Source organism: Lysinibacillus capsici, assembly GCF_020217405.1.
Lineage (GTDB): Bacteria > Bacillota > Bacilli > Bacillales_A > Planococcaceae > Lysinibacillus > Lysinibacillus capsici.
Genome location: NZ_CP084108.1, coordinates 3,696,574 through 3,709,474 on the forward strand (window position 1 = coordinate 3,696,574; position 12,901 = coordinate 3,709,474).

Genomic DNA, 12,901 nt, shown 5'->3' on the forward strand with positions numbered 1-12,901 from the left:
AAAGAGATCAACTCATTAATAAGGGAAGGATTTTTAGAAATTTGTGTTGAACTGCATTAATAAACGTCACGTTGGTAGCGTTTTTGCTGTTTTAATTCATTCACATAGGCTTTTGCTTCCTCTGGTGTTTTCTGTCCTTGCTGCTCAATGATCTGATGAATGGTTGCATCCACATCAGATGCCATTGATTTTTCGTCACCACATACATAAATGACAGCCCCCTGCTCCAGCCACTCATAAAAACTTGCGGCATTTTCTTGCAATTTATGTTGAACATAGATTTTTTTGTCTGTATCACGTGAAAAGGCTACATGCATGTGACTTAATGTGCCAGCAACGAGCCAACGTTGCCAATCCGTTTGATAGAGGAAATCCGTAACAAAATGCTGATCACCAAAGATGAGCCATGCTTTCCCCTCAATCCCTAACTCTTCTCGCTCCTCTAGAAAAGCTCGATATGGTGCAACACCTGTGCCTGCACCAATCATAATAATTGGCGTTTCATTATTCTCTGGCAATCTGAAATTCGGATTTTTATGAACATAGATTGGTAATGTATCACCTATTTTTAACCGTTCTGCCACACTTCCAGAGCAAACACCAAGGCGTTGTCTACCTGCTGTTTCATAGCTTACCTTGCCAATCGTTAAATGAACCTCTTCGCTATTGGCCTTTTGGCTACTAGCAATAGAATAAAGTCGAGCAGGAATTTTACGCAGTAACTCTACAAACTGCTGGGCATTCCAAGTAAATGGTGTAAATTCCTCTACTAGGTCAAGCAAGTCTCTTCCTTTGGCATAGTCCTTCCATGCTTGTGGTTCTTCAAATAGCTTAGAAAATTCTTTATGCTCTGTATAAGCAGCAATTTTTTCGAGTAACGGCTTAGATAACACTGTAATTTCTAATTTTTTCTGTAGTGCATCTTTTATTGTTATTGTTTCATCAAAAACAGTCACTTCTGTCTCCGAATCAAATTGAAGTGCTGTCAGTAATGCATTGACTAATTGTTCATCGTTCTCTGGCAGAATGCCAATGCTATCACCAGGTTCAAAATGAAAATTAGCCCCCTCAATCGATAATTCAAGATGACGTGTCTCTTTATTGGAGCCACGACCATTTAAATTTATATTTTCAAGTATTTCAGCGTAAAATGGATTTTTTCTTGAATATGTAGATTCTTCAAGTATTTGTGCCCCTTCGTTGTGTGCTGAAGTAGACGTTGCTGAAGTTGTGTGCTGAAGAAATTCCTGTTGAATCGCAGAAAACCACTGTGCAGCTGCGTCATCATAATCTACATCGCAATCTATACGAGGCACAATTCTTGTTGCACCTAATTGCGCAAATCGCTCATCGAAGTCCTTACCTGTCTTACAGAAAAATTCATAGGAGCTATCCCCTAAAGCAAGGATCGAATACTGTAGGTGTCCTAGTTTAGGCGCCCGTTTGCTATGCAAAAATTCATAGAATTGTATTGCTTGATCTGGTGGATCTCCCTCTCCATGTGTACTCACAATAAGTAATAGATTGGTGATCTTTTTTAAATTACTAGCTTTAAAATTCCCTAATGATGAGACAGTTACATCTACCTGCTGTGCTTTTAAAGCTGCTGCATACTTTTCAGCTAATCCTTGACTATTGCCTGTTTGGGAACCATATAAAATTGTTATTGTTTTTGTAATCGGTTGGGCTGCTGGTGGTGCCTGTTCAACAATTGCTTCAAGAGTTGCTTGGGGAGCACTTAGGTAACCGTTTAGCCAAAATTTTTGTTCAATTGTTAATTTAGGGAGAAGCTCGTTTAATAACTTCACCTGCTCTTCATTAAATGGACTGTTTATTACTTGTAATTTCAATCTTTGCCACCTCACGAATCATCATCATTTCATATTTTTTAATTTATCGAAGCCTTATTTTTTCCTTTTTCTCAATCTGAACCACATAGGAATTTTGAACAATCAATGTAATGGATCCGTGGTTCACAGTATTTAACATTTGGCGGACATTATCTAATGCTAGATTTACATTTTCAGTTCTTTTATCTACCATTACGAAACACCTTCCTCTTTAAAATGTAGTAATTCATCAATACGTTCCACTAATACTTTTTTCACATTGTCGTCATAGCCTAAGCTTTCACATAACAAAATGTTTTGACTGTCTAAGCCTTGTAATCGCTTGGCAATACTTTGTCTTAAAATGCCTGTAAATAATAAATAAGGGACAATAAAAACTTGCTGTTGCTTCCCTTTAGCTTGCAGTAACCAGTCTTCAAAGGTTGGTCCCATTCCGTATAAGAAGCATGTATCAACGGCTTTATAGTGATATTTAGTACGTAGCCTTTTGGCAATTTTGGCTAAATCCCTCTTGACGGCTGGATCACTACTCCCGCGTCCTATGAGTAAAACACTCGCATTGCTGTTAGGTTGCAGTTTTTCTATTATCCTAGCTTGTAACGTGTCAATTAATTGTTCATGAATGCCAAGAGGCTCACCATACGTAAACTTTACATATGGATATAGTTTTTGAGCTTTTGCCATTTCTTTCGGAATATCATACTTTGCGTGTTGAGCAGCTAGTAGGAGAATAGGCATTACGGCAATCGCTGTTGCCCCTTTTCGAATACAGCTAGCAATGCCTTCTGCAATGGTTGGTGTTGCCAGCTCTAAAAAGCATATTTCCTGAATAGGCACTGTCACTTCTTGTTGAACGCCTTGAAGAAAGTTTACGGCCTGCTCTACACCCTCCTTTACACGACTGCCATGTGCAATATATAAAATAGCCTGCATAATCCCACAACCTTATCCCGTTATTTGGATTGGCTGTGCTGGGTTTTGCTCAAACCAATGAATGGTTTCTCTTAAGGTCACAACCTTCCCTACTAATATGATGCTAGGGTTTTGAATCTTTTCCACACACACGATTTCCTCAATTGTAGCTAAAGTACCCGTAACAGTTCTTTGCTTAGCAGAAACTGTTCCCCAGTGAATAACAGCCACAGGCGTTTGTTCATCACGGCCATATTTGAGTAATTGTTGACGGATATACGGCAGATTACCAACACCCATATAAATAGCAATCGTATCAATCCCTTTTGCAAGACTTTCCCAACGAATAGCATCTTCTTTTCCGTCCTGCATATGCCCAGTAACCATAGCAAAGCTTGAGCCTAAATCACGATGTGTGACAGGAATACCTGCATATGCTGGAGCTGCTATACCTGACGTAATACCAGGCACAATTTCAAAGGGAATTTGATGCTTCGCTAGCACACCTGCCTCCTCTGCCCCTCTACCAAAAACAAATGGGTCTCCTCCTTTTAATCTTGTGACAACATATCCTTGTTGGGCATAATCAACAAGCGTTTGGTTAATTTGCTCCTGGATCATGGCATGTTGCTGAGGCAACTTCCCGCAAAAGATTAATTTAGCTTCTTTCTTAGCATAGGCTAATAGCTCTTTATTAATGAGTCTGTCATATAAAATGACATCTGCACATTCAATGCAACGTAATCCTTTTATTGTAAGGAGGTCAACATCTCCAGGACCTGCACCGACAATATAAACTTTCCCCATTTTATCTCACTCCTTCTGTCAATTACACCTCGTTGTCATGGCATTTCAGATTGATTAAACTTATTAATAAGAGTCCTCGATTTTCTAAACCTGACACTTTGCTTTCGGTACAAAAGCCTTTACTAAATTAAGATAAAGAAAAAAGGCTAATATTATCCTTAGGCACAAAAATGCCTATGAATAATAAAAGCCTCTAGTTTGCTAGTCAGCCACATATTTAATTCTTAGTAATATAATAAGAATAATAAATAATTTAGTATATTCTGTCAACACTAAATTTGATACTTCGTTAGGCACAATAAAAACCAGTTGTCGATATCAAGATCGACAACTGGCTGATCTAATTATGTGCTTACCATGGTCTACGATATCGCGGACCTGGTCGAAAATATGGACCTGGTGGATATGGTCGATAGTTTGGATAATATGGATTGTAAGGATATTGATTAAATTGAGAGCCAAGTAAACTGCCTAAAAAACCACCAAAAAATGGTGCGCCAAATGGCCAAATAAAGCCTCCAAATCCTCCGCCTGGATAACCTCCGAAATTGCGCATATGCTACCTCCCCTTTTTACTCTATCGTATGAAGGAAGATACATCTATCATATGTAGAATGCCTATACTATCGGGATTAGTGTGTAAATGACAAAAAATCAGCGAGAATAAACTCCCGCTGATTGACACAGTTTATTATTTTTCTTCCCCTAAACGTTGGACAAAATTCGCGAGTGTACGGACCATAACACCAGTACCACCCTTAGGTCCTAAATCATGTACAGCTACTGCATCAGATGTGCCTGCTATATCCAGGTGAATCCATGGTGTATCACCAACAAATTCGCCCACGAAACCGCCGCCGAAAATCATATGACCATCACGACCAGGTGAGTTATTTAAATCAGCTACATCTGATTTTCGAATTCGTTTTTTATCATTCTCTGTTAATGGCATACGCCAAACAAATTCATCTGTCTCTTTTGCAGCTTCCATAAATGCTTCAAAAAATGCATCATCATTTGCAAGTGCACCTGTTTTATCCATACCTAGTGCAGTAATAACACCTCCAGTTAAAGTAGCAACATCGATCAGTGATGTAGCCCCTTGCTGTTTAGCATATGTAGTTGCATCTGCCAGAACTAAACGCCCTTCTGCATCCGTATTTAATACTTCTACCGTTTTTCCACTGTACGTCGTAATCACATCATCTGGTTTAAATGCCGTATCCGACACCATATTATCTGTAGAACCGATAACGGCTACAACATTTTTATTTGGACGTAATTCACCGATAATTTTCATCGCACCTAGTACAGCAGCGGCACCGCCCATATCACCTTTCATACCAACCATAGAGTCCTTTGGTTTTAAAGAATAGCCGCCTGTATCATACGTTACACCCTTACCAACAAGACCAATCGGATCTTCAAAATCTTCAGTCGCTTTATATTTTAAGGTAATTAATCGTGGTTCTTCATAAGAGCCTTGGTTAACACTTAATATACCACCCATACCTAGTTCCTCTAATTGTGCTTTATCTAATATCTCTACTTCAAAATCGTATTCCACAGCTAGAGATTGTGCATAGTTAGCTAAATCCGTAGCTGTTAGTAGATTTGGAGGTAAATTAATTAAGCTACGAGCTTCATTGACAGCATCTGCATAAATCACACCTACCTCAAAGCTTGCTACCACTTCATCTAAATCCTCTGCTGTAGTCACAAGGTGAACAGCATCAATACGTTTATCTACTTCGTTTGAAGTTGTTTTATAATGTGGGACAGCATAATAGCCAAGGCCAATTCCTTCACCCGCTAAAAATGCTACATCTGCTGTTGAAATTGAATCTGTTGTAAATGATTCAAGCCAGATGGAATGCTCTTTTACTTTTAAAGATCTTAATTCTTTTCCCACTAAACCAAATGCTGTGCGAATATCACCTTCTGTGAGGTTTTTACGCTCATCTAAACCTACAAATACAATACGTTTCAGGTTAGCATGGTCTTTCACAAATGGTAATTTCGTTAGTTTCTTTAATTCAGTTGAGACGTCCCCTGCACTAATCCATGTATCAAGGGCTTCACCATAAAAAGATGAAAAGCTTGCCCAGTCCTGCATTTGTTCACGATGTTTTGTGACTCCTACCACTAATAGTTCCGTAGAAATCGTTTCAAATGTTTTTGCTTCTTTTACAATATGCATGTAAATTCCTCCATTCCATATACTATTATAACGAAGTTTCTGAAAAGCGCGTAATATTTGCCTATATCTTCTTTTAGAAAATAATGAATGTTATAATAAAAGCAATTATTTGCAAAGGTTGTGATGAAATTGAGTTTACTCCAAAATACCCCATTACTAATTGCCCTCTTTGCGGTTCTCTTTGCACAGTTTGTTAAAATCCCCATTCATTTTTTAATGACCAGACAAGTAAAATGGGGACTTTTTACGTCAACAGGTGGAATGCCTAGTTCTCACTCTGCTTCTGTCACTGGATTGGCAACCTCAATTGCCTATGAGACCGGATTGGAATCCCCCATTTTTGCGGTAGCCGCCATGTTTTCCATTATTGTGATGTATGATGCTAGTGGTGTTCGTTACCAAGCAGGGCAGCACGCAGCCATTTTAAACCAACTGCGTAAGGATTTCCAAACATTACTTCTTGATTTAAAAAAATGGCCACAGATGGACGGACAAGAAAAATTGGAGGAATTAAAAACATTATTAGGCCATAAACGAAGTGAAGTATTTTTTGGGGCTCTCACGGGTATTTTTATCGCCATCATAACCTACGAGTTTTTTATCTAACAGACATCAACACATCCTCTAGAGGGAGGCTGTGTTTTTTTGTATAAAAAAAGTATTCCCCCTTCAGTTGAAGAAAGAATACTAAGCACGTTAGAACATTCGATAGCCACTTTTACGTAAATAAATCATCACGATACCCGCCACAATAGAACCCGCAAAGCCACCTGATAAAATAGCAATATCCACAAACTGAAGTGCCTGTAATTTATCAATTAATGCTGGGAATGCAGAGCCTGGCTTAAAAATATAATCTAAGAAGCTTACTTCATCTACAATAAAGATGACAACAATTGGATACACAATTGCCATTAACCATGTCATCCGTAACAGCATATTTAACAAGAATCCGATACCAAAGAACATGACGAAAAATAACAAAATAGAAATGATTAACTGTACTAATGAAACTGGACCATCCATGTATGTATAACCTCCGTTTTCCTCTCATTAGTTTACATGATTACGACACCGCTTTCAATGAACATATCCTTGTTTTCGCTTGTTCGTCATATTTGGGAAAATCATTAATCGATCATCTATGGTTGATCTTTAAATTTAGGGGTATTTGCTTCTTCCTCGGGTATTTGCTTCTCCTTTACCGTAGATGCTTTTTCATCAAAAAACTATTGAAGACAAATGCTTATCTTCAATAGTTTCAATAACTTTATGAAGTTGATTGAGCTACTAAAAACTTTGATGATTTCCAAAGCTGTGCCCATTTTTTAAATGCTGTCAGCACAATTAAGAAGCCAAGCATTAGCATGATAACAGATAAAATCCCATTCAACATATTAAAACCTGCAGCGGCTGGATTCCAGTATACATTTTTAATCATCCAATAGCCTGCAACGTTGACAGTAATGTATAAATAAGCTAATGGGATAAAGCATGTCAATGCATAGATGCGTTTATCTGCGACCTTCAATACCATCGTTACTCCACATACTAGACCAATGGCTGCCATTAGCTGATTGGATACACCGAATAATACCCAGATAGAGCTAATATCCCCTGAATACAATAAATAGCCCCACATAAAGCAGGCAAGTGCACTAGCAAAAATTGTACCTGGTACCCAATTGGTACGCTTCAGTGGTTTATAAACATTGCCACCAAAGTCTTGTATTAAATAACGGGCTACCCTTGTTCCAGCATCAATGGCTGTAAGAATGAATACTGCCTCAAACATAATGACAAATTGATAGAAGTATGAAGATAACTCTGCGAACCAAGGAATACCTGTAAAGATATCTGTCATGCCCACTGCTAGCGTTACAGCACCTCCTGTTCGTCCTTCCAAGTCCATGCCGATACTTTGAGACAATGCTTGTAGATGAACAGGCTCCATTCCTAATGTAGCAAACACAGCTGGTGCTGAGTTAATCGCAAAATAGTCGGCTGGATGAAGAGCAGTAGCTGCGATTAAAGCCATCACACCTACTAGTGACTCTACTAACATAGCACCAAAGCCTACAATACGGATGTCCTCCCAACGATCAATCATCTTAGGTGTTGTTCCTGAGCCTACAAAAGCATGGAAGCCAGAAATGGCACCACAGGCAATTGTAATAGAGACAAACGGCCACACAGGACCGGCAATTACTGGCCCACCACCATGAATAAACTCTGTCAATGGAGGGAATTGAATAGCAGGATTAACAAAGAAAACGCCAATAATTAGTGCAATAAATACCCCAATCTTCATGAAACTACTTAAATAATCACGAGGTGCTAATAATAGCCACACAGGTAACGCAGCGGCGAAAAAGGCATAGATCGGTAAGATGATAGCTAATGTATCCCGATCAAATGTTAAAAAATCACCGAATGCTGTGCCTTGAATAAGCGGTCCGATAAATACCCCAATCATTAATAAAATAAAGCCTATAGTAGATGTAACAATTAAATTGCCTGTTTTACGATAGGCAATACCTACTAGCATGGCGATTGGTATCGTAATACCTACCGCAAACGTTCCCCATGGATTGCGCTCTAAAGCACCTAACACCACCATCGAAAGACCGGCCATTGTAATCGTAATAATGAATAGCATCGCAAGGCCTGTACAGAAACCTGCGATAGGGCCTAACTCCTCCTTCATCACTTCCGATAGGGATTTACCACCATGACGCATGGAAGCAAATAAAACAACAGCATCATGAACTGCTCCACCAATTACTGCTCCGATTAATAGCCATAGAAGTCCAGGTAAATATCCAAACTGTGCTGCTAGGATTGGTCCAACTAAAGGTCCTGCTGCTGCAATCGCTGCAAAATGATGCCCAAAGGTTACCCATTTATTCGTCGGAACATAGTCTTTACCATCTTCCAAAGCGTGGGCTGGGGTGGGCGTATCATCTTTTATTTTGAGTACCTTCTTTGTAAAGAAAATGCCATACAAACGATAGCTGATCATCAAAATACAAATAGACCCTATCACTATTGTAATCGCATTCATGCAAACACCTCTTTTACTTTTTCCTCATCATAGCAAAGGAATGTCCCTATTATTCTCAAAATAACTGAAATGTCAGAAATTAAAGTTGAAAGGTAGTATTTGTCCGTTGAAATGCAACTACTTCGATAGGTCAAAAATTTTCCGTACATCCTTCATATACAGCCTACTGACAGGAATGGCATGTCTGTTGTGCACGATTAAATTAAATTTCGAACTACTCCAAGGCTCAAGTTCCACAATATGCTCTAAATTGACAATATATGCACGATGGACACGTACAAAGCCTTTTAAGGTAAGTCTTTTTTCTAACGCAGCCAATGATTCGGAAGCAATAAAGCGCCCCTGCTCTGTCACAACAACCGTTTTACTATCCTCAGAGGTACAATACAAAATATCCTGTATTTTCAGTAACAAAATTCGATCGTTTGCATAAACCGTTAATTTATCGAGCTTGTCCAGCTGCGACACCTTTAACTCCTCCATTGTTTTTGCCTGAGCAGCTCTTTTTTTAGCTAACAGTTTTTCCACGGCCGTTTGTACCCTATGTGCCTCAAAGGGTTTCAATATATAATCGAATGCATTAACTTCAAATGCCTGCAAAGCATAGTCATCGTAGGCTGTAGCAAAAATAATTTCAGGTCTCTGTGCATTCAGTAATAATTGTTTAGCTAAGTCAAGTCCATTGTTCATGCCTAATTCAATATCTAAAAATATACAATCGACTTCTTCAAGCTGTGACGCTTTGCACAATTCCTCAAGATTTTCAGATTCACCACAAACATTCACTAATGCTGTTTGCTCTAATAAATAACGCAGTTCCGCGCGTGCTAAGGGTTCATCATCCACAATATATACATTCAAATTCTTCTACTCCCATCTAGTCGCCTTTAACGGCAGTTGAATCATAATTTTTGTGCCCACATCTAACGTACTTGTTATATGAAAATCCGCTTCAGAACCATAAATTTCATGGATCCTCTGATAAATATTCCAAAGAGCGGTTCCTGTCCCCTGTTCAGATTGCATTATACGCTTGCCAAGTTGTTTTACCTGCTCCTTCCTCATACCACAGCCGTTATCTTCCGTTAACAGGACCAGCTTATCATTCACACGTTGTACTTTGACATAGATTTTGCCTTCATTACGATTTTTAAAGGCATGATAAATAGCATTCTCGACAAGAGGCTGTAAGGTAAATGGAGGAATTTGCACATCAAAAAGTGTTTCATCCATGATAAATTCAACTTCGTAACGATTTGGAAACCGTGTTTGCTCAATAGATAAATAAGCTTCAACATGATCTATTTCATTTTTCAATGGAATGAGCATTTGCCGTGCGCCCTGCAAATTGCTTCTAAAAAATGTACTAAGCTTGATTAATAACGTTCTTGCCTCATCTGCATCTGTCCGAATCAAGCTTGAAATAGTATTTAGACTATTAAAGAAGAAATGTGGATGAACTTGGGCTTGTAAAGCCTTGATTTCAGCATCCTTTAATAATTTTCGCTGTTGCTCAATTTCAGCATATTCAAGCTGAGAGGAAAATAGTCTACTCAAACCCTCTGCTAGCTCCTTTTTCACCCCTGTCAAAGAATCCGCTTTAGTGAAATAAAGCTTTAAGCTTCCAACTGTTCGATGCTGTACCTTCAAGGGCAAGACAATGGCAGCACTTAATGGGCAGCTAGCGTGTGGACATTGAATTTCCTTTTGAGATGTAGCCATTAAAATTTTGCCTTCCTCTAATACTCGTTTTGTCAAAGCTGTCATAATTTCTCGATGAATTAAATGATGATCCTCACCAACGCCAATATGTGCAAGCACCCCATTTTTATCGGTAATAGCAACCGCATCTACTTTTATTTCTCTTTTAATAATTTCTGCAACCGTTTGACATGATTCTTCATTCAAGCCCTTACGAAAATGCTCAATTGTTTGTTGGGCAATTGAAAAAGCTTGATGGGTTTGTAACGCCTTTGTTCGCTCCTCTTCATCAATAAACGTTTTAATAATCATGAAAAATAAAAATATCCCAAAGGCATTCATTAAAATCATCGGCATTGCAATTAATGAGACTAACTGCAAGGCCTGCTCAAATGGCTTCGCAACTACTAAAATCACCAGCATTTGAATCGTTTCCGCACAGATGCCGATGATGACTGCTTTCTTATAGGAAAAAGTTTGACGTATTTTAAAGCGTTTACTTAAACCACCTGTAATAAAGCCAGCTAGAATCGTTGAAACACCGCAGGCTATCGCTGTAAAACCACCAAGTGTAATTCGGTGAATACCTGCAATAATTCCTACACATACACCAACAAGTGGTCCACCAAAAATTCCTGCAATGGCGACACCAATTAATCTCGTGTTAGCAATGGCCTCCTCCGCATTGATCGTACTATGTATCATCTGATTTAAAGGATGGATTGTCCCACTTTCAATTTTAATCCCTGTATAACTGCTGATAATACATAGGCTACTAAAGATAATAATGAGCCATATTTTCTCTTTCGTTCCTTGCTCCTGAAACAGCTTTTCTCGAAAGAGTCGCCATCTTGACATTAAAAAGGCAAACACAATGATCAGCCCAACTCGCTCTAACATAAATAAAAACAGCTCCATCAAAGGTCACCTCCAAAAGGTCATATTATTTTTTAAAGAATAAACGATAAGAGGTATAACCAAAAATATCACCTGGATTAATCCCTTCTATCGCCTCTAATTGATGTCTTTCAAATTGATTGGAAGCCATTTCCTTTAACATAACAGATGTTGATTCATCTTGGGCTAGCTCCTGAGGGTACAACCATTTAGCTTCTAAAATTTCATTTTCCTGAATACATACCTGCTGCTGCTCATCTAGCATTCGGCAATAAAAAATGGCCATATTATCACTGATGTCATCCCGGATGACACCTGTTCTAAATCCAATTAAGCCTGAGACTCTACAATCGATGCCTGTTTCTTCTTTGATTTCACGAATGACCGCCTCATCCACCGTTTCTCCTGCATTAACAAAACCTGCTGGCAATGACCAACGTCCTTTCAATCCGCTATAAGCCTTTTTCACAACTAACCATTGCCCAAGCTCATTCACCGTAACACCTGATACACCCAACCATATTTTCCCTCTATCTTTTCTCATAACCTTCACCTCTATCTACCTATTATACCTGCTCACTTTCTATGGAATGAAGCATTTATTCTGAATTTTACGACCAATTTTATAATATGTATGTAACCCTTTTTTTGTAAATATGTTACACTTAAAATAACTATAAATTCTTATTTAGGAGGTGAATTTTATGTTAAATGCATTCTCACCACGAGCAAAGTACTTTATAGCAGCACTTATGTTAGCGATATTAACTCCTTTTCTAGGCTTTTTTATGCCCTTAACTATATCCCATACATTTTATTTTAATAAAGATAATGTCGTACTAATTACTCCTCCTAGCAACTTTATTATGCTTTTAATAGCCTTCGGATTGATAGTATTAGCTTTGATTGTCCTCGGATTAAAAAGAAATCCATATATTTACGTCATTTCGTCTGCAATCACCTTAAGCAGCTTCGTATTAGGTTATTATTCTTTTTCAAGCTATAGCGCGATACAAAAGGATCAAATCGTTTTTCAACAGTATTACCATCAAACTATTTACAAATGGCAAGATATACATGAGGTTATCTATGAATATGAAATAGGTACAGTGGGAACATATTACTTTCAAACAACAAACAATGAAAAATTTGTAATCATGGAAAACGGACAATTTGGCCTCGACGAAAAAAGAGCAATTTATCAGCTAGCAATGCTAAATGGGGCAAAATTTACTGAGCGTGAAAAGTCTATTTAGCTTAATGGAAAAACGCCTTTTCTTAGAACCTAATACACATTTATCCTCTTTCATCTCTCGAATAGCCGCTTCTTTAAACGTTTCTTCCTTTTCTACACACCCCCCTGGCAACTCCCAACCTCTAGTAGAATCTTTCTTTAAAAGTACTTTATTTTGATGATCTATTATACTGCACACAGTTGTATGATTCTCATCTTCTCAATTGTTTAGAAAA

The 12,901-nt window shown here is 38.3% G+C and carries 14 protein-coding genes; 2 read left to right on the forward strand and 12 right to left on the reverse strand.

Translation table 11 applies throughout. The annotated features are described in order from the left end of the window. Positions 1-56: 56 nt before the first annotated feature. The 6 genes from LCP48_RS18300 to LCP48_RS18325 all read right to left on the reverse strand — a co-directional run bounded on the left by LCP48_RS18300 (position 57) and on the right by LCP48_RS18325 (position 5,769). Positions 57-1,850, reverse strand: a complete 1,794-nt coding sequence (locus LCP48_RS18300; protein WP_225340412.1) for an assimilatory sulfite reductase (NADPH) flavoprotein subunit — start codon at positions 1,848-1,850, stop codon at positions 57-59. Between the two features lie 43 nt (positions 1,851-1,893). Beyond that, positions 1,894-2,043: a YezD family protein gene (locus LCP48_RS18305; protein WP_004228347.1), complete on the reverse strand. Its 150-nt coding sequence runs from the start codon at positions 2,041-2,043 to the stop codon at positions 1,894-1,896. Next, on the reverse strand, positions 2,043-2,783 hold the full coding sequence (locus tag LCP48_RS18310; protein ID WP_004228345.1) for a sirohydrochlorin chelatase: 741 nt from the start codon (positions 2,781-2,783) through the stop codon (positions 2,043-2,045). Before LCP48_RS18310 ends, LCP48_RS18305 begins: the two co-directional genes overlap by 1 nt. 12 nt (positions 2,784-2,795) lie before the next feature. Next, positions 2,796-3,569, reverse strand: coding sequence for a uroporphyrinogen-III C-methyltransferase (gene cobA, locus LCP48_RS18315; RefSeq protein ID WP_004228344.1), 774 nt, complete (start codon positions 3,567-3,569; stop codon positions 2,796-2,798). A gap of 352 nt (positions 3,570-3,921) precedes the next feature. Next, positions 3,922-4,125: a hypothetical protein gene (locus LCP48_RS18320; RefSeq protein WP_004228341.1), complete on the reverse strand. Its 204-nt coding sequence runs from the start codon at positions 4,123-4,125 to the stop codon at positions 3,922-3,924. A gap of 135 nt (positions 4,126-4,260) precedes the next feature. After that, on the reverse strand, positions 4,261-5,769 hold the full coding sequence (locus LCP48_RS18325; protein WP_225340413.1) for a leucyl aminopeptidase: 1,509 nt from the start codon (positions 5,767-5,769) through the stop codon (positions 4,261-4,263). A gap of 123 nt (positions 5,770-5,892) precedes the next feature. On the opposite strand from LCP48_RS18325, the gene LCP48_RS18330 reads away from it, so the two are divergent. Then, positions 5,893-6,375 (forward strand): divergent PAP2 family protein, encoded by a 483-nt coding sequence (locus LCP48_RS18330; protein ID WP_009371963.1) that lies wholly within the window; start codon positions 5,893-5,895, stop codon positions 6,373-6,375. A gap of 90 nt (positions 6,376-6,465) precedes the next feature. Here the strand turns inward: LCP48_RS18330 and LCP48_RS18335 are convergent, their stop codons facing one another. From LCP48_RS18335 to LCP48_RS18355, 5 genes are all read right to left on the reverse strand, one after another. Further along, positions 6,466-6,795: a YuiB family protein gene (locus LCP48_RS18335; protein WP_004228336.1), complete on the reverse strand. Its 330-nt coding sequence runs from the start codon at positions 6,793-6,795 to the stop codon at positions 6,466-6,468. A 244-nt stretch (positions 6,796-7,039) separates the two neighbouring features. After that, a complete protein-coding gene (gene cstA, locus LCP48_RS18340; protein WP_225340414.1) occupies positions 7,040-8,833 on the reverse strand; it encodes a carbon starvation CstA family protein in 1,794 nt (597 codons plus the stop codon). Between the two features lie 117 nt (positions 8,834-8,950). Continuing rightward, complete coding sequence (locus tag LCP48_RS18345; protein ID WP_004228331.1) at positions 8,951-9,694, reverse strand: LytR/AlgR family response regulator transcription factor; 744 nt, start codon at positions 9,692-9,694, stop codon at positions 8,951-8,953. Positions 9,695-9,700: 6 nt separating this feature from the next. Then, positions 9,701-11,452, reverse strand: a complete 1,752-nt coding sequence (locus LCP48_RS18350) for a sensor histidine kinase (RefSeq protein WP_009371964.1) — start codon at positions 11,450-11,452, stop codon at positions 9,701-9,703. Between the two features lie 25 nt (positions 11,453-11,477). Then, positions 11,478-11,975 (reverse strand): NUDIX hydrolase, encoded by a 498-nt coding sequence (locus LCP48_RS18355; protein WP_009371965.1) that lies wholly within the window; start codon positions 11,973-11,975, stop codon positions 11,478-11,480. 160 nt (positions 11,976-12,135) lie between these two features. On the opposite strand from LCP48_RS18355, the gene LCP48_RS18360 reads away from it, so the two are divergent. Then, on the forward strand, positions 12,136-12,687 hold the full coding sequence (locus LCP48_RS18360; protein WP_004228323.1) for a hypothetical protein: 552 nt from the start codon (positions 12,136-12,138) through the stop codon (positions 12,685-12,687). On the opposite strand, the gene LCP48_RS18365 is transcribed toward LCP48_RS18360, so the two are convergent. After that, positions 12,646-12,864, reverse strand: coding sequence for an NUDIX hydrolase (locus LCP48_RS18365; RefSeq protein WP_082431457.1), 219 nt, complete (start codon positions 12,862-12,864; stop codon positions 12,646-12,648). The two genes, LCP48_RS18360 and LCP48_RS18365, sit on opposite strands and share 42 nt — an antisense overlap. Between the last annotated feature and the right edge of the window lie 37 nt (positions 12,865-12,901).

Excerpts from the sequence above, each read along its gene's own strand:
- LCP48_RS18305 (WP_004228347.1), bottom strand. The coding sequence starts at position 2,043 with ATGGTAGATAAAAGAACTGAAAATGTAAATCTAGCATTAGATAATGTC.
- LCP48_RS18310 (WP_004228345.1), bottom strand. The coding sequence starts at position 2,783 with ATGCAGGCTATTTTATATATTGCACATGGCAGTCGTGTAAAGGAGGGT.
- cobA (WP_004228344.1), bottom strand. The coding sequence starts at position 3,569 with ATGGGGAAAGTTTATATTGTCGGTGCAGGTCCTGGAGATGTTGACCTC.
- LCP48_RS18320 (WP_004228341.1), bottom strand. The coding sequence starts at position 4,125 with ATGCGCAATTTCGGAGGTTATCCAGGCGGAGGATTTGGAGGCTTTATT.
- LCP48_RS18325 (WP_225340413.1), bottom strand. The coding sequence starts at position 5,769 with ATGCATATTGTAAAAGAAGCAAAAACATTTGAAACGATTTCTACGGAA.
- LCP48_RS18330 (WP_009371963.1), top strand. The coding sequence starts at position 5,893 with ATGAAATTGAGTTTACTCCAAAATACCCCATTACTAATTGCCCTCTTT.
- LCP48_RS18335 (WP_004228336.1), bottom strand. The coding sequence starts at position 6,795 with ATGGATGGTCCAGTTTCATTAGTACAGTTAATCATTTCTATTTTGTTA.
- cstA (WP_225340414.1), bottom strand. The coding sequence starts at position 8,833 with ATGAATGCGATTACAATAGTGATAGGGTCTATTTGTATTTTGATGATC.
- LCP48_RS18350 (WP_009371964.1), bottom strand. The coding sequence starts at position 11,452 with ATGGAGCTGTTTTTATTTATGTTAGAGCGAGTTGGGCTGATCATTGTG.
- LCP48_RS18355 (WP_009371965.1), bottom strand. The coding sequence starts at position 11,975 with ATGAGAAAAGATAGAGGGAAAATATGGTTGGGTGTATCAGGTGTTACG.
- LCP48_RS18360 (WP_004228323.1), top strand. The coding sequence starts at position 12,136 with ATGTTAAATGCATTCTCACCACGAGCAAAGTACTTTATAGCAGCACTT.